The sequence below is a fragment of the Salicibibacter kimchii genome (assembly GCF_003336365.1).
Classification (GTDB): domain Bacteria; phylum Bacillota; class Bacilli; order Bacillales; family Marinococcaceae; genus Salicibibacter; species Salicibibacter kimchii.
In genome coordinates this window covers 3,115,080-3,132,065 of sequence record NZ_CP031092.1, presented here as the reverse complement: position 1 = coordinate 3,132,065, position 16,986 = coordinate 3,115,080, and the positions used below count along the sequence as shown (strand labels likewise).

Below are 16,986 nucleotides of genomic sequence, written 5' to 3'. Positions count from 1 at the left end.
GACAAGATCGGGGTAGAAAAATTTCGAAAGTGTTCATTTTTATTTAGCGGAAATGGTCACTTTAGTTTAGCAGTTCCAGCAACACAGCTTTATGCAATCTAAAAACAGTGCATTTGCTGAAATTAGACCGCAAGACGTTTCCTTACGATATAAAATCAGAGCATTCGCTGAAATTAAACCGTAAGACGCCTCCTTGCGATATAAAAACGGCTCATCTAAAGAAATGGCGCTAGATCCGAACCCTAGACGCTCTTTTATAAAAAACAACAGGCGACCACTCATTGGCCACCTGCTGCACTGTATTTTTCCCTATTCGGTTATGAACATTTGTGTCCAATAATGGCCGTGGCTACCGCCTTCAGCATGGCCGACACCGATGTGTGTAAAGTCTTCGTTAAGAATGTTGGCGCGGTGTCCGTCTGAGTTCATCCAGCCTTCAACGACTTGTTCAGGCGTTTGTTGCCCGGCGGCAATATTTTCACCTGCACCCATATAATCAATGCCGAATTGATCCATCATATCAAATGGTGAGCCATAATTCGGGCTATCGTGGGAGAAATAATTGCTGTCGCGCATGTCTTCGGATTTCACACGTGCTACATCAGAAACCTCGCTGTCGCCTTCTAGCGGCTCTAGGCCTTGCGCTTCTCTTTCTTCATTCGTCAAGCGAATCACTTCTTGCTCGAATTCACTTTCCGTTTCGAAGTTTTGATCATTATTTTGTTCATTGTCTTGCTCATCGACTTGACCTTCGCCCGGTTCTTGTTGCTGGCCATTTCCTTCTTCTTCATTGGAGCCTTCGTTTCCATTGCTGCCGTCATTGTTTTCTTCCGGTTGCTCTTGCTCCGGTTGCTCTTCGTCAGCCAGCTCCTCTTCCGGCTGCTCTTGCTCCGGTCGTTCTTCTTCCGTCGATTCTTCTTCCGGTTTGCCTTCTTCTTTCTCCTTCTCTTCAGCAGGATCATCTTCCGGTTTTTCTTGATCCGCCTGATCCTTATCTACGTCTTCCGGCACCTCGATATTGAGCTCATCGCAAATGTAACGGAACTTGTCTTCCGCCGTCGTATGCGTGACCGCATCCCAATCACCGCCCGAGACGTTAACGTTCACGCTTCCTCCAGCGTATCCGGCAACGGTTACTGATCTATGCTCATCTCCCTCTATGTATCTGACATCCTCTTCCTCTGCCATCGCTCCCGCCGGAACGAGCAAAAAAGCTGATAATGCTAATAGATATTTTTGCATGTATAAGCACCTCCTATACGCATTATGGCAAGGCTCATCGCCCATGAAAAGGGGAGGGAAGATTATACCATGGTCCAAATGTTGGCACCAATAGAAAGTTTGCGAAAGATTTTTACAGGAGTGTTTCAAAGATTTCAAGACGACGAAAACAAGACTACGTTTCTATAAAAAAACATCTCAATCGTGTTAAAAAAATTGAGCACCGGCTTTCATAAGCCAGTGCTCATCTATCGTGTTTTACAGATCGCCTTCTTCTTCACCCATGTCGCCTTCCTCAGGCATGCCCGGGTCCTCTTCCATATCCCCGTTGCAAGCAGCGAGCATTCCTACCGCGAATACACCGGAAAGCAAAGAATACAACCATTTCTTGTTCATGTTGATTTCCTCCTTTTTGGAACTCAATAATCTATATCCAGTTTAGCAAAAAGGTATGCGTCCCGACCCGCTTTTCGAGACTTTTTTACAATAGTACGATTTTTTTATATATTACCGGAACGTTTTTTGACAAAGTAATAGATCAACCCGGCAACAAGCAAAAGAAACACAATCCCGAGAATGAGAAGCAACATTTCCGTGTCCCCGGCGGCTACACTTGTGCCCATCAAGGTGAAAATCATCGTTCCCGGCAAAACGCCGATGGCTGTCGCCATGATATATTTAAGAAAAGGCGTTTGCGCGAATCCGCAAACATAACTGATCAGATCAAAGCTGAGCATCGGGATGAGCCTTAAAAATAACACGTAATAAAACCCGTAGCGCAACAGCTGGTTTTTAAAAACGAGCAACCGCCCACCCTCCATCTTTTTTTCAACCCAACGGCCCCCAAGATATTGGGCCATTATATATCCTAGAGCAGCAGCAAGCAATGAACCGATGATGGCGAGGACCGCTCCGCCCCATAGACCAAAAAGCAGCCCGCCGGTAAAACCGACAATGGAAGCGGGGACAAAAAAGATTGGTCGCAATCCGCTGAGAAGAAGGAACAATAACGGTGCAAAAATCCCAAACCCTTCGATGTAATCACGAAGACGTGTCGGGCTCCAGACATCGCCGACTTGCGAGGCCAAATAAATGACGATAATCACAGCAACACCAACGAGAATCCCTTTTATTTTTCCCGTGCCCACATTCATCACCTTCAATGACATTTGCTTTTCTCCCGACCCGGACTGTTGTAGAATGATAAGGGTATCCTCAGGTAAAGTGGGTGAAACGATGAAGTTAGTAGCGATCGACATGGATGGGACATTACTACATACAGAAAAAGAAATCAGTGACTACACGATTTCCGCGATTCAGCGCCTGCAGCGTGAGGGGCACGCCTTCATCATAGCGACCGGCCGTACCATGCAAGATGCAAAAAACATCGTCACAACCGCCGGCATTCCGGCTGATGGTTACATTTGCGCAAACGGTGCAACGATCGCCGATCACAACGGCCATCTTTTAGCGGAAAAACACCTCGGCCTTCATGTCGCCACCGATATTGCTTCCTGGCTGCACGAACGGCATTTTTATTTTCATCTTGCAACGTCTGAAGGGCTTTATACGACGGCCGACGCCTATCAGTTCTTTTTGGATGACCTCAACGAGTATGCCCGCGAAAAAGACGACGGCGGGAAAATGGCGGCCATCATACGCGATCAGGCCGATCGTCAGCTCAATAACATGGGGGTTAAAATGCTTCCGGCTCCCGAGGATATCCCGAGTTATGATTTTACCGCTTATAAATTTCTCGTTCTATCCCTGTTCCCGCAAAAATTACAAACCATTCGCACCGCTTGGGAAGCCAATCCGAGCATCGCGCTTACATCTTCGGGGAGGGACAACATTGAACTCATGCCTGTGGATGCCGAGAAAGGCAGCGGATTGACAATGATGGCAAAACAGCTTGGCTTCACTCCCGAAAACACGATCGCGATTGGCGATAATTACAATGATTTATCCATGTTCGAAACGGCCGGTTTTAGCATCGCGATGGGCAACGCGGAAGGGGACGTAAAACAATACGCCGATACGGAAACCGCCGACAATGACACAGATGGCGTGGCAAAAGCGATAGAAACACACATTTTAGGGATTCGGCAATAATGCTCGTCTATTGGTCTATGCGATTGACGAACAAAACATAACCTTTCATCCGTCCTCGTGAACGGATGTTTTTTTCCTATATAATCAATAGGGCATAATTACAGATAAACAACAACGCGATCACATATTGATACGGGTGTACTTCGCTCCGCCGGCCTGTCGCCCATTTCAACAACGGATACAGTATGAATCCTGCGGCTAGCCCATCAATAATCGAGTACGTGAGTGGAATGAGAATCGCCGTTAAACCGGCAGGGAACCATTCGGTAAAATCTCCCGGGATATCGCGCAATTTCTCCGCCATGGACATGCCGACGATCATTAAAATCGGCGCGATCGCCGCCTCCGGAATTGCGGAAATATACGGCATCACCGCGAAGCTTGACAAGAAAAGAAAACCGGCGGTCACAGCGGTTAATCCTGTTTTTCCCCCTTCGGCCGTCCCTGCCGCGCTCTCGACGACGAGCACCGTTGGCGAGGTGCCGAAAAAGCCGCTGATCCCGGCGTTGATCGCGCTCGCTTGATACACTTTATTGACATCTTTATTGTAGGGCACAAGTCCGTGCACAAGCCCCAAAGTGTCAAAAAGAACGAGCAACGTTAATGAAAAAACAGCCATCCAAAAAGGAGCGTGCAGTAGCCCATTAAAATCTGCTGCGGTAAAAATCCCAAGGTAGCCGCCCAAATCGAGCGGTTCACTCTCAGGTTCCCCGCCGAATCCCGTTAAATAAAGGACCGCTGTTGTTAACAAAAGGCCGATCACGAAAGCGCCTCTTATTTTTTTTACATAAAGAATTAAAATAAGCAATAAACCGAACAGTGTAAAGGCCAGGGATGGGGAGTCAAGCGGGGCGAGGCTGATCAATGTTTCAGGGTCGCCTACAATCACTTCGCCCATCTGCAAGCCAATCATCACAAGTAGCAAACCGATCCCCGCACTAATGCTGTATTTTAGCGATGCCGGCACAGCATCGGACAACTTGGCTGCTAGCGGCGTAAACGTGGCAACCATGAGGAGCAATCCCGATACAATCACAACGGCAAGGCCCATTTGCCAGCTTAAGTCATACCCTTGGACGAGCGTATAGACAAAAAATGCGTTAATCCCCATCCCCGGCGCGAGCGCGAGAGGGACATTCGCATATAGGCCCATTAGCAAGCTGCCAATAAAAGTCACAAGCACCGTCGCGATCATCGCATATTGAAAGGGAATGCCGCTGTCAGCTAAAATCGTCGGATTAACGATAATGATGTGCGCGGCCGCAAAAAAGATCGTTATACCGGCAACCAATTCTTGTTTGATCGTTGTATCATGTTCTTGTAGTTGGAATAGCTTCTGCAACATCAGCGTTCTCTCCAGTCTTCAGTCCACAAAAAAATACGAGCTCCCTTCATTAAAAGGGAACCCATAAGCCTTAGTTATTGCTTTGATTCTTTTAGCTGTTGACGAACACGACTGATCTCATCCTCCAAATGACGGAGTTGCCGTGTCGCCGGCCGAACGTTCCCGCCAACGGACTCCAATTTATCTACGTCACCTTGAATACGAACGTAATCCGATTTTAATAGATTTAACTCATCTTCCAGTTCTTTCACTGTCATGATAAGGAGCTCCTTCGTTGTCACTTTGCCTCTAACTTAACATCTTCGGGTAAGAAGGGCAAATGACGAAAAATCTGGCCTAAGACCATCCGTTGTCGTATCTACTGATGCAAACAATAAAACTAGCGGGAACATTGCAGTTGTGCCACTAACCAGAGTCGGTAACAAGAAAAACGATACTGAAGAGATTTGGCCTTTTAAATAGCCGAAATATTTTACAAAAATCTAAATATAAGTTAAAATTTGACGATTGAAGTATTTTTTTAATCTGAAATGAAAAAATGGACGGGAGCTAATTGCGTATCAGATTTGCTCTTGAGATTGGGTTTTGAGGACTCTTTGTGTTATGCGGGATCCATCGGAGTCCTCAGGAATGGTTTTAGCGGACTCTATGCGATGCACAGGATCCATCTGAGTCCTCAAGATCGGTCTTCGGATACCTGCTTTTATAATTGATAGTGGGCCTCGCCGACAGCACATCCCACTATGATTGAATCTCACTCCAATCGTTCTCCGATGCTGGATAAATTACGTTGTCTCAAAAATTTAAGTGTTTCTTCATCTAATTCAACGAACATATCCACCCAAAAATCATTTGAAAGGCTATCCTCTCCATAATAATTTTCATATGTACGTGCGTCGAAGTTGACTTTACCGTTCCTCACCGTCACACCTTCAACATTTCTTTCTGCAGCTTCGAGCCATACTGAGTTTAAGGCTTTTACATGCTCTATTTTCTCCCTTTCATCAGCGTCAAGTTCAAGAAGCACGTCATCCATCTCTTCTGGTTCAAATCTTTGATAATCAGCTAATTCGCTAAAATAACTGCCAATCTCTATGGCATTTACGGATGTATCGTTTTCAATTGTCCTTGGCTCTAAACGTTCGAATTCGACGGCCAAACGCTCATACTCATCTTTTATCCGCGAGATGTCTCCGTTGTATGTTCGAAGTGCTAGCAAATGAGCATGGCGCTTCGTGATCCGGTCCGTCTCCAGTATTTCCTCATAATAAGTTTGATTGTGGGCCATAGCAGTAACCAAACTGTGAAAGTCGCTCTTCAGTTCACTCGAAATACTTGCTTCATACATTTCCCGTTCTTTATATTGGTTATAGCTGAAACCGATAAGTATGACAATGCACAAGCCGATCAATAATTTTTTAACATTTTGTTTCATCATTATAACCATCCTTTTATTTTCCGGTTCGTCGTATAGCTATTATCCGACATCAAAACCATAAATCTATGTACCAGCAATATTGGCATACTAAGGAATAAGCCTGTAAAAACCCACGTGACGAATGCGGGAAGTTCGGAAACCAATGGCCGCCAGAACGATCATATTGATCACAATAGGAATGATGGAACCTGTAGGTTTCAAAAAAAGGAAAGAAAAGTCTGTCAAATGAACGATGAAGAGAATCAGGTTAAAAATCCCCAACAAAATCAGTGTGTATTTTGTTTTTGTCATCGACGATCCCTCTTCCCTTGTATAGACCATATGCTACATGGAGCTTAAGCGATAGAGCGGAAAAAAATCAACTTAATAGTGTAATTTAACGAAAATAGTGAGCGTGGATTCGGATTAGACGTAGTTCAAGTCGGGGCTAACCAATATCAGTAATCATATCAGTCTCTGCGGAGAGAACAGGCAATATTATCCTAAACAGAGGTGTCATGGGTATGTCCTTATAGTACGTTTGTGCATCAACGACAGCCTAATGCAACCCTAAATCAAAAACCCTCTGTGACATTTCCCAGTTTTCACAGAGGGTTATGATTAGCGCTTAACGATGAAGCTTATTCGATCACTAGTCCAGAGACCGCTTTATTAATCAGGTCACCGACATGTTGAACCTTATCCGGATCCACACGATCTATGGTATCTTCCGGCGTGTGGTACCAAGGTTCTAACTCATGCGTTCCGGGTTCTCTCCAGATAAAGTTGGCGGCATCGACCCCTGCCTCATAAAAAGCTTCATGATCGGAAGCTCCTCTTTCAAAAAGAAAAGGATCATCAAGGTTTAATCGATCAGCAGCTGCTTCTGCCTGCTCCCAAACTGTGTTCGGTTGTCCGTCTACAACATTTACGTATAGTTGCGTGGCCGGTTCCCAGGTTGTTCCGACCATATCCATGTTAAAAGCAGCTTCACTGCGCTCAATCTCTTCCTCGGACAACTGGTCGACATATTCAAACGCACCAACCAAACCAATCTCTTCAGCACCGAAAGCGACAAAACGAATCTCTTTATCCGTTGGCATATCTTGCATCACGCGGGCTTGTTCCAGCAAGCTCCCCGTCCCGGAAGCGTTATCATTTGCTCCCGGTGAATCGGGAACAGTATCATAGTGCGCGGTGAGGTAAACGATCTCCGGATCTTCCACGTCTTCCGCTTCTTTCACCGCGATCACATTTTGTGACTCGTCACCGTCCTGAATCTCAAATTCATGGGTAGACGTTTCATAGCCGAGACTTTCAAATTCATCGTAGATATAATCGGCAGCCTCTACCTCTTCGTCACTGCCGGCCACCCGTGGGCCGATGTCCACACTTAAATGCTCGACATGGTCCATGGCGCTGGTAGCATCAAACGTTGTTTCATAGTTTGCGATCAGATCATCAGCAAACGTGCTCAGAATTTCAAAAGCCTCTTCAGAAATCAATTCGTTGTCCAACTGATGATCCAAAAGATCATGAAAACCGCCCATATGTTCAACGACTTTTTCCGTTTCTTCCTGGTTTTCATAATGGTTTACGGCTTCTAAATGGATATCCAATGAATGAGGCGCATCATCGCCTTCGAACTCGCCATCTTCCTCAAACTGTCCTACGAGCGTTTGTAAGCCGGAAGCCGTGACGCTCGGGTCTTCACAATTTTCCAACGGCATGGCGCTCACTTCGTTGTAAGTCGCTTCGCCATCCATCAACAAGGGGATAACAGTCATCATCGACTGACCCATGGTAGCAAAAACCCCGTGTTCACCTATCTCTTCCGTTTCCAGTGAAAAGGCGTCGATATGCCGCTCAATTTCTTCAGCCTGTGAATCATGAAGCAAATAGCCACATGCGTGCGGATCTAACATTTCGGTCGGCTCCCAGTTGTCCGCCCCATTCAGATAGAACGGCTCGGATTGTTCTTCACCCGCGGCCGCTTTGCGATCAGGGGCTTCGTCTACTTCAGTGGCGATGGCATCCATCCGCTCGCTGTAGAAATTCAACACGGATTCCACCGTTTCCACCTGGGCATCAACCCGATATTGTGGATCTTGATCCCCGGCGGTTTCAGTCAGCAAACCCAATCCATGCCGAAGACCTAAAACGTTTCGTGAAATCCGCTCATCGCCTCCGCCGGCTCCACCCGGGGTACCGTACAAACCAGTGGAGAAACCTGCATCTTCCACATCAGGAAACAAGTATTCTTCCACCATCTCCTGGTTTAAGTCACGGAGATTCTCGTCCACGTTCAAATTGCGCGGCCACAACATTTCCATATCAGGGTCACCGGTGGCCGTAGGTCTTTCATGGGCATCGATCGTGATATCGGGAGAAAACTCATCTAAAACGTCTCCGATGATTTGTCCCTCAGGTTCTTCAAGGCTGAGGTGATCACGATTGATATCCACATCATTTGCGTTGGCACGTGTATCAGCCTCTCTGCCATCCGGGTTTGCCGTCGGGATAAACATGATCGTTGCATCATTCAACTGCTCTTCCAATTCTTGAGCATCGGTAAACGCCAAATCCCGGAGCATCTGCAACGCCATTTCCCGACCGGCCGGCTCATTCCCGTGTTGAGAACCGATAACCAGCATGTTGCGATCTTCGGCAATGTCTTCATCCGCTGGCGGTGCTGGATCTCCCACTCGTACTAAGTGCAGAGGCCGATCTTCCACGGACGTTCCGATCTCGGAATACGTCATGCGGTCCGATTGCTCTGCCACTTCTTCCAGAAACGCCAATTCATCTTCATGGCTCGTCCATTCTTCACCGTCGCTGTCTTCGAATCCGGTCGTCGGAGGTTCCTCGTTCTCTTCTTCTTGCGCCGAAACGCCTCCCATTGGGCTTACAATAAGCAACAGTGAGAAAAATAAGGGGATCGATGTCGATTTACGATATACGCTCTTCATACCAATCTTCTCCTCCTTAATAATTTTCATATTTTCTTAGATAAAGAGCGAACTATTTCTCCGGCATAAGGCATCACCTCCCTCGATGAGCATGGATACAGAAACCTTTCATCTAATCTTAGGCCTCCACTAAGCTCTAACTTGGATTTGAAGATTTTCATACACTTCTGTAGAGACCCGTATCCATGTCATGTCCAATGCTTCACATAGTGAAATCTCTCTCATCAGTTTTTTTCTATTGCCATTTCTCAATTAAATCATCAGTCAGGTCAATAAGCGTTTCATACGCTTCATCAGAAATTAAATCATTGTCGTGCTGATGATTAAGCAGATCCTTACATCCACCTTCCATATGTTCGACGACTTTCTCGGCATCTTCTTGATTTTCATAGTGGCTGACTGCATTTAGATGAGTGATTAAGGAATGAGACGCTTCCTCATTGGCGAATGCTCCCTCTTTCTCAAAATGCTCAACAAGAGCAATGATCGAAGATACGGTTGTTGGGTCAGGGTCCTCTATGTCTTCAACATCAAGGGCCATGGCACTTCCGCCGCCTCTTCTTTCCGGTTCGGCAGCTGCACGCACTTCACCATCTGACATAAATTCCAACCCTGCCACCGCACTGATACCTTGAACAGCATCGTCCGGATAAAACCCATGTCCCATTTCCTCCAGTTCATCGAAAAGTGTTCCATATTCTTCTTCGTAAATGCCTTCATATTGCGTTTCACCATGAGACAAGTTCCTTTGAGACAATCTTTGATCTTCAATCGCTTCAGGCAGACTCATATCGAAGTCAAGGTGGTTAACGATCACTTGCAAATTGGTTGTAATGATCCTACCACCACCGGGAGAACCAACTGCAAGCACTGGGTCATTATCATCCATGATGATAGTTGGGGACATCGTCGTAATCATTCGAAGCCCCGGCCTCGGATAATTGGGATGATCCGGACTATCGGTAGCTGTTCTCGAGTTAAAGCCATTATTCAAAAGAAATCCATAGCCGGGAACCACCATACCGTTTCCACCCATCAAATTGATCGTGGAAGTATAACTGACGACATTCCCGTCACGATCACTAACAGACAAATGAATGGTCTCCGAGGATGGATCCGCTTCCACTAAATCCTCATCCTCCTCCGCAAAAGTCTGCAGATCATTGTAAGCCCATGGATCACCCGGTTCCACTTGACCTAAGGTAGCGCTATCATCTGAAATATTTTGCTGTCGTTCCTCTGCATACTCTTTTGAAAGCATGCCATTAACGGGAATCTCCGTATGACGGGAATCTCCTAGGTACTCATCTCTATCGGCAAATGCATATCTGGATGCTTCTATAAAATAATGCATCCCTTCTGTACGATCACTATTATCCAGATCAAACCCTTCCAGAATATTTAAGGTTTGACCAATTGTAACGCCACTAGAAGATGGCGCTGAACTATAAACATCGTATCCTCGATAATTGACGTGTACTGGGTCACGAGGCAACACTTCGTAATTGCTTAAATCATCCATCGACATATTCCCCGCGAGAATTTCGTGCTCAGGGTCATCAACAACCGGGGGGTTGTGAATGGTATCAATGATGGCTTCGGCAATCTCGCCTTCATAGAAAGCATCACTTCCATGCTCTCCAATTAATCGATACGTATCTGCCAAATCGGGGTTTTCCATAATTGTTCCCGGTTCGGGGACATTCCCGTCTTCGTCGAGGTATACCTCTTTTGTAGATTCAAATAATCCAAATTTCTCTAGATTATCTTCTATTTCACGAATAAAATTTTCATTAGCGGCAAATCCTTCTTCCGCTACTTGAATGGCTGGTTCCAAGACTTCACTAAACGACATCGTTCCATACTCTTCTAAAGCCTCTTCCCAACCTTTTATAACCCCGGGGATCCCAGTTGCCATACCACTCGTTTGTCTCACCTCTGCAGGATAATAATCCGAAGTTTCCGGATTGATAAAAGAAGTCGGACCGAAGTTTTCAGACGTTTCGATCACGTGGTCTATGACCACAAATTCGTCTTCTTCTTCAAGGTAAACTTGCATGAACCCTCCTCCGCCAATTCCTCCGGAAAAGGGACGAGTAACACCTTGCGTCGCTGCAGCGGCCACTGCCGAATCGACAGCATTACCGTCATTTTCCAAAATAGTTGTTGCAGCTTTAGAGGCTTTGGGATGTTCCGTAGCAACCGCGCCCCCATCGCCAACAGCTGTCGGTTTCTGCTCAGAGTGATCATCCGCCAACACTTGTAATGGTGTGAACATTAATAATATTCCAATCGATGTGACGCCTACCTGTTTTAACTTTTGCATGTTCATTCCCTCCAACCTAGGAATCATTGCCCCTCTGCGCCTTAACACAGAGGGACTTATATTTTATTGCCATTCTTGAACCAATTCATCCGCTTGGGCGCTGAGAATATCGAAGGCTCTTTCAGAGATGAGTGCATTCTCTTGTTGTTGGTCAAGTAAATCATGGAATCCTTCCATATGTTGAACAACTTTTTCCGCTTCACCTTGATCTTCATAATGATGGACAGAGGTTAAATGCACGGTTAAAGCGCGCATGGCTTCATCATCGGCAATTTCGCCGTCGCTGGCCAGATCCTCAACGACAGCTTCAATATCCGCTGCGCTTATTGGAGTGATCGCCTCCAACCCATCACGAGCATGATTCAAATCATCTAAGGCGCCATCAACCTCGTCTTGGGATGCCCCCGGATCATCGAGCACATCTTCGGCATGGGCCAAGGCATCTTGCAGATCCTGCCAGCTTTCATCCGTGTAGTCCTCTTCATTCAAGTCCTCTTCATAAATTTTATTTACGCGGTTTTGCAGTTCCGTTTCATCAACCTCTGGATCAAGCAGGTCCCCCGGCGCACGCGGGGCCTCTTCATCGCCGGTACCAACACTGAAAAATGCCCATTCGTTAACCATGCCAGTTGTCACATGACCGAGACCGGCACCACCATAACTGTGGGAACTGTCATCAACTGTGACTTGCCAATCTTCGGGTTCCTCTTCACCATGAGGCCATGCTTTCGCCCGAAGATTATCATCCTCCCGTTGCAGCGCAACTTCATACCAAGTATCTTCTTCCACTGTGAATGGGACATCAGCTGTCTCCAGAACCGAGAAAGTACCATCCAAATTACGATTGATCCGTATCTCATCATCGCTACGCAAATCGATGTAGTAACTGTTTTCTACATCTCCTTCCTCAGATCCATGGAGATGAAGCTGGAATAATGTATCACCGGATTCAGTCGCGCGCACCAACCCAGACACTTCTACATCACCATGTACTTTATCAACTTCATTCCATGTAATTGCCCTACGCCCGTCACCGACAACGACATGCTCTAATCTGCTGGGTTCATCGAGCAATGTCCAGGCACTCCCCTGCCACAACGATGACCATCCAGCCGGAGGACCGCCAACTTGTCCTTCGGAGAAGTCGGTCTCATATGATGCCGGGAGGGTTTGTAGTCCTTTGTAAGCTTCGTTCAAGTCTCCCAATATCTGATTAACTTCATTCTGGGTTACGTCTGGATCACCCAACACCTCATCAGCTTGTGCTAAGGCATGCTGCAGGTCTTGCCAGCTTGATTCCGTAAAATCATCCTCATTCAGTTCTTCTGCACGAATATCATCAACGCGATCCTGTAAGACTGTTGTATCTACATCAGGGAGAAGATCGTCTGCTGCTATGGGTGCAGACTCATCACCGGTGCCAACCCCGATAAAAGCCCATTCATTGATCACGTTTGTGTTAAGGTGACCCATACCAACCTGCCCCTGATTGTGAGCGGGATCTTCCACAGTCACCTGCCATTCATCAGGTTTTTCCTCACCATAGGGCCATACTTTTCCTCTTAGTGTTTCATCCTCCCGTTGTAAGACAACTTGGTACCAAGCATAATCTTCTACTGTAAAAGGCACATCAGCCGTCTCTAGCGTAGAAAAAGTACCGTCCAAATTACGGTTGATTCGTACCTGATCATCGCTACGCAAGTCAATATAGTAGCTGTTTTCTGCATCTTCCTTCTCAGAGCCATGGAGATGGAGCTGGAATAATGTATCACCGGAATCAATCGCACGCACCAAGCCGGACACTTCCACATCTCCATGAACATCATCAACCTCGTCCCAGGCCAACATCGTCCGTTGACCACCGGAAGACACATGATGCTCTAGACGACTCGGCTCATCCAGTACCGTCCAACGACTATTCCGCCATAACGAGGACCAATCAGTCGGAGGGTCACCAACTTCGTACTCGGAAAAATCAGTCTCATACTGCGCTGGTTCCAGCGGTTCCGGTGGTTCTACCGAACCCGGATCCGTACAATCGTCCAGCGCTAATCCGTTCACTTCGTTGTAAGTTGCCCGCTCATCCAGCAAAAACGGCACAACGGTCATCATTGGCTGAGCCATGGTGACAAACACACCATCTTCGCTCACATTTTCAGTCTCCAACGAGAACCTTTCAACAAGATCACTTATCTCGTCCACCTGTGATGAGTGGAGTAAATAGCCACATGGATGAGGGTCTAACATTTCGGTCGATTCCCAATTATCTGCCCCATCGAGATAGAACGGTTCGGATTGCTCTTCGCCATCGGTAGCTCTGCGGTCCGGGGCTTCATCTACTTCAGTGGCAATATCATCCATTCGCTCGTTGTAGAAATTCAACACGGACTCCACCGTTTCTACCTGGGCATCAACCCGGTATTGTGGATCTTGCTCCCCGGCGGTTTCAGTCAGCAAACCCAATCCATGACGAAGACCTAAAACGTTTCGCGAAATTCGCTCATCGCCACCACCGGCTCCACCCGGCGTGCCGTACAAACCAGTGGAGAAACCTGCATCTTCCACATCAGGAAACAAGTATTCTTCCACCATCTCCTGGTTTAAGTCACGGAGATCTTCGTCCACGTTCAAATTGCGCGGCCACAACATTTCCATGTCTGGATCTCCTGTGGCCGAGGGTCTTTCGTGAGCATCAACAGTAATATCCGGGTTGTATTGCTCCAGCACTTCCGCTACTGTCTGAATTTCAGGAGTAATTAGATTCAAATGATCACGATTAATGTCAATATCCTGGGCGTTAGTACGTGTATTATCCTCTCTGCCATCCGGGTTGGCCGTTGGGATAAACATGATCGTTGCATCATTCAACTGCCCTTCCAATTCTTCATCATCGGTAAACGCCAAATCCCGAAGCATTTGCAACGCCATTTCCCGACCGGCCGGCTCATTCCCGTGTTGAGAACCGATAACAAGCATGTTGCGATCTTCGGCAATGTCTTCTTCATCCGCTGGCGGTGCCGGATCGCCCACTTGCACTAAGTGCAGGGGCCGATCTTCTACGGACGTTCCGATCTCGGAATACGTCATGCGCTCCGATTGCTCCGCCACTTCTTCAAGAAACGCCAATTCATCTTCATGGCTCGTCCATTCTTCACCGTCGCTGTCTTCGAATCCGGTCGTCGGAGATTCCTCAACATTTTCATTATCTTCCCCCGCCATTCCTGCCATTGGACTTCCTATAAGTAATACCGCGAAAAGCAAGGCCATCGGCATTGTCTTCCTATATTTCATGGAAAGCCTCCCTCATAGATTGATATATTCGACTTTCGCCAAGAAGCAGGTGTGACAAAGATCACTTGTAATACCAACCTTACACTGATTAGTGATTTGGATGGGGTTATTCGCTCCCCATCAATAAGGCTTGGTTCATCTATTGCCACTTTTCAACAAGAGCTTCGGCTTGATCCAGAAGATGGTCATATGCTTCTTCGGATATGCGTTCATCATCCAGCTGGTGATCGAGTAAATGTTGAAAACCTTCCATGTGATCGATGACTTTTTCGATGTCTTCTTGTTCTTCATAATGGCTCACGGACGTCAAATGGACATCCAGGGAACGTGTGGCTTCCTCGCTCGCGAATTCCCCCTCTTTATCGAATTGCTCCACGACCTCCTGGATACCGGCCGCGCTCAGTCCAACGTTGATGGCTTGTTCCCCGCCTACAATCGGTAGTTCAATGTGACTCTCCGCGAGATCAACATCAATATTCACGTCCTCCTCGTGCGGAACGGTATAATTGGCGTCGCTCCCGGCAATCACAACACCAATGCGGTGACCGGGTTTAAAAACGTAATCGTGGGTCATCGTGTCCCAACGAAAATCGTAGCTTTCCCCGGGAGTAAGAGGAGAGCTCTCCCATACCGTCTCATGGTTCTGGGCGTCCATCCAGCCACGAGATACGACTTCATAGTCTTGTTCGTGGGTTAAAATTTCATGTTTGTGATAACACGCGCTGTCTCTGTCAGTGCTTTCACCCCAGCAGTCTGTTTCTTCCAACATGTTCATGCCGCCGGAGCCACTTTGGTGATCCACACGTTCATCTTTTCCGTAGTCTACGATGTAAGCCGTTAAGTTCGTGGCTTTGCCATCCACTGTCGCTTGCATATCCACTTCCGGTGTTCCACTGAAACGCACTTCCTCTTCCAACTCCGGAGACAGAAACATTAATCGATCGTCCCTTTCCTCAAATGGCTCAGCCGCCAATTCATCTTCGGATTGGGGATTGTTCGTAAAACTTTGCCTTTCACCTTCCTGCACGGGAGCATCTGTCAACATACCAGGCAGCTCATCGTCAGAACCTATCCTCAGATCAACGGTAGAGGCCTCTTCGTCCGGCCAATAATCATGGGTCTCCCATTCCGTAGGCGCTGTTTCTATGTCCGCCATCGGTTCGTCCATGATGCCGTTATCAATGTTGAGTAGTTCGTGATCCAGCCAACGATGAATGGTATCGACCCACTCGTCACGGCGAAAATCAAACGGTTCCGTGTGGCCGGTTTGTGTAAGCCAGATTTTACGATCCACATCATGTTTCTCAAGTTCTTCCCACCATTGACCAAAGTGGTTCGTTTTTACGTTAAGGTCATTTAGCCCATGGACCAAGAAAACGCTGGCTGAAATGTTATCCACATCATCCAAATAGCTGCGTTCATCCCAAAAATCATTGAAATCGCCGCTGTCATCATCCATGTCTGCAGCCATTTGATCGAAGACTGGTTGACACTCCTCTTCCCGTTCGGAATTGACGACTGTATTGGCCAGTCCATTCGGACCATTGTAATGATAAAGGGCTCCATTGGCACGGTAATAGTCATACCAACTGCTAATCGCCGTGACCGGAATGATCGTCTCCAATCCTTCCACCCCTGTGGCAGCCGCAGCATTGGCCAGCGTCCCATCGTAGGATTTTCCGTACATCCCTACGTCGCCTGTACTCCAATCAGCGTCGACTTTCTCGCCATCCCCGGTGCTCGCCTCTTCATTGCCATTCAGCCAATCGATAACGGCCGTGACACTTTCCGTTTCTTCAAAACCGCCGGTCGTCGGGCAACCGTCTGAGAGGCTCGTCCCTACCATATCCACGTGGACAACCGCGTATCCTCGCGGAACAAAATAGTTGTCATAGAATAAAGGAAATTTTACCGGTTCTCCATCTTCATATTCTTTAAGCTCTGATTCTTCACCGCGCCCCATACTTTCATTATAAGGACTGGCAATCATAATGACCGGAACGTCAAGATCTTCATCGCTCTCAGCAGGACGAATAATGTCCGCGGCAATTTGGTCATTGGTCCCGTCACCATTCGTATCTAGATCCGTATCTACGTACACTGTCTCCCTGATTGCGTCTTCATAGGAAAAATTCGGTTGGGTAACCCCGTCTTCTATCAGGTGCGTCATCCCTTCATCTGTTGTCTCTTGTTCAGCTGAAGCCTCCACAAAAAAGAAGGAGGACGACGCGAAAGCCAATGCAAACGCGGTCATCGTGCATTTTCTAACCCATCGTTTTTTCATTTCTATCTCCTTCTGCTTTTT

At 47.1% G+C, this 16,986-nt stretch carries 12 protein-coding genes and 1 pseudogene; 2 read left to right on the top strand and 11 right to left on the bottom strand.

What is annotated here, in order from left to right; all coding sequences use genetic code 11:
* Nucleotides 1–309 precede the first annotated feature (309 nt).
* The 3 genes from DT065_RS15820 to DT065_RS15815 all read right to left on the bottom strand — a co-directional run bounded on the left by DT065_RS15820 (nt 310) and on the right by DT065_RS15815 (nt 2,390).
* Complete coding sequence (locus DT065_RS15820; RefSeq protein WP_114375028.1) at nt 310–1,242, bottom strand: YkwD family sporulation-associated protein; 933 nt, start codon at nt 1,240–1,242, stop codon at nt 310–312.
* Between the two features lie 237 nt (nt 1,243–1,479).
* Nucleotides 1,480–1,617, bottom strand: coding sequence for a hypothetical protein (locus DT065_RS19185; protein ID WP_193550776.1), 138 nt, complete (start codon nt 1,615–1,617; stop codon nt 1,480–1,482).
* A 104-nt stretch (nt 1,618–1,721) separates the two neighbouring features.
* Nucleotides 1,722–2,390, bottom strand: a complete 669-nt coding sequence (locus DT065_RS15815; protein ID WP_160112604.1) for a TVP38/TMEM64 family protein — start codon at nt 2,388–2,390, stop codon at nt 1,722–1,724.
* Between the two features lie 67 nt (nt 2,391–2,457).
* Between DT065_RS15815 and DT065_RS15810 the strand changes: the two genes are divergently transcribed.
* Nucleotides 2,458–3,333: a Cof-type HAD-IIB family hydrolase gene (locus DT065_RS15810; RefSeq protein ID WP_160112603.1), complete on the top strand. Its 876-nt coding sequence runs from the start codon at nt 2,458–2,460 to the stop codon at nt 3,331–3,333.
* Between the two features lie 76 nt (nt 3,334–3,409).
* Here DT065_RS15810 and DT065_RS15805 read toward each other — a convergent pair whose 3' ends face one another.
* A complete protein-coding gene (locus DT065_RS15805) occupies nt 3,410–4,678 on the bottom strand; it encodes an NCS2 family permease (RefSeq protein ID WP_114375024.1) in 1,269 nt (422 codons plus the stop codon).
* A gap of 74 nt (nt 4,679–4,752) precedes the next feature.
* Nucleotides 4,753–4,935 carry an SE1832 family protein gene (locus DT065_RS15800; protein ID WP_114375022.1) on the bottom strand — a complete coding sequence of 61 codons (183 nt, stop codon included), beginning with the start codon at nt 4,933–4,935 and terminating at the stop codon, nt 4,753–4,755.
* 70 nt (nt 4,936–5,005) lie between these two features.
* On the opposite strand from DT065_RS15800, the pseudogene DT065_RS19955 reads away from it, so the two are divergent.
* A pseudogene (locus DT065_RS19955) lies at nt 5,006–5,140 on the top strand (hypothetical protein); the annotation flags it as partial.
* A gap of 292 nt (nt 5,141–5,432) precedes the next feature.
* On the opposite strand, the gene DT065_RS15790 reads toward DT065_RS19955, so the two are convergent.
* The 6 genes from DT065_RS15790 to DT065_RS15765 form a co-directional block, all read right to left on the bottom strand.
* Entirely contained in the window at nt 5,433–6,116 is a 684-nt protein-coding gene (locus DT065_RS15790) for a hypothetical protein (protein WP_114375020.1), read from the bottom strand.
* An 87-nt stretch (nt 6,117–6,203) separates the two neighbouring features.
* A complete protein-coding gene (locus tag DT065_RS15785) occupies nt 6,204–6,407 on the bottom strand; it encodes a hypothetical protein (protein WP_114375018.1) in 204 nt (67 codons plus the stop codon).
* Nucleotides 6,408–6,736: 329 nt separating this feature from the next.
* A complete protein-coding gene (locus DT065_RS19020; protein WP_160112602.1) occupies nt 6,737–9,064 on the bottom strand; it encodes a M28 family peptidase in 2,328 nt (775 codons plus the stop codon).
* 235 nt (nt 9,065–9,299) lie between these two features.
* Complete coding sequence (gene ggt / locus DT065_RS15775; RefSeq protein ID WP_160112601.1) at nt 9,300–11,390, bottom strand: gamma-glutamyltransferase; 2,091 nt, start codon at nt 11,388–11,390, stop codon at nt 9,300–9,302.
* Nucleotides 11,391–11,453: 63 nt separating this feature from the next.
* Nucleotides 11,454–14,681, bottom strand: a complete 3,228-nt coding sequence (locus tag DT065_RS15770) for a M14 family zinc carboxypeptidase (protein ID WP_114375015.1) — start codon at nt 14,679–14,681, stop codon at nt 11,454–11,456.
* A 139-nt stretch (nt 14,682–14,820) separates the two neighbouring features.
* Nucleotides 14,821–16,965 carry a Xaa-Pro dipeptidyl-peptidase gene (locus tag DT065_RS15765; protein ID WP_227002639.1) on the bottom strand — a complete coding sequence of 715 codons (2,145 nt, stop codon included), beginning with the start codon at nt 16,963–16,965 and terminating at the stop codon, nt 14,821–14,823.
* Nucleotides 16,966–16,986 lie beyond the last annotated feature (21 nt).

Bases quoted from the DNA above. Each gene is read 5' to 3' on its own strand.
- DT065_RS15810 (WP_160112603.1), top strand. From the start codon at position 2,458: ATGAAGTTAGTAGCGATCGACATGGATGGGACATTACTACATACAGAA.
- ggt (WP_160112601.1), bottom strand. From the start codon at position 11,390: ATGCAAAAGTTAAAACAGGTAGGCGTCACATCGATTGGAATATTATTA.
- DT065_RS15815 (WP_160112604.1), bottom strand. From the start codon at position 2,390: ATGTCATTGAAGGTGATGAATGTGGGCACGGGAAAAATAAAAGGGATT.
- DT065_RS15820 (WP_114375028.1), bottom strand. From the start codon at position 1,242: ATGCAAAAATATCTATTAGCATTATCAGCTTTTTTGCTCGTTCCGGCG.
- DT065_RS19185 (WP_193550776.1), bottom strand. From the start codon at position 1,617: ATGAACAAGAAATGGTTGTATTCTTTGCTTTCCGGTGTATTCGCGGTA.
- DT065_RS15785 (WP_114375018.1), bottom strand. From the start codon at position 6,407: ATGACAAAAACAAAATACACACTGATTTTGTTGGGGATTTTTAACCTG.
- DT065_RS15800 (WP_114375022.1), bottom strand. From the start codon at position 4,935: ATGACAGTGAAAGAACTGGAAGATGAGTTAAATCTATTAAAATCGGAT.
- DT065_RS19020 (WP_160112602.1), bottom strand. From the start codon at position 9,064: ATGAAGAGCGTATATCGTAAATCGACATCGATCCCCTTATTTTTCTCA.
- DT065_RS15790 (WP_114375020.1), bottom strand. From the start codon at position 6,116: ATGATGAAACAAAATGTTAAAAAATTATTGATCGGCTTGTGCATTGTC.
- DT065_RS15805 (WP_114375024.1), bottom strand. From the start codon at position 4,678: ATGTTGCAGAAGCTATTCCAACTACAAGAACATGATACAACGATCAAA.
- DT065_RS15765 (WP_227002639.1), bottom strand. From the start codon at position 16,965: ATGAAAAAACGATGGGTTAGAAAATGCACGATGACCGCGTTTGCATTG.
- DT065_RS15770 (WP_114375015.1), bottom strand. From the start codon at position 14,681: ATGAAATATAGGAAGACAATGCCGATGGCCTTGCTTTTCGCGGTATTA.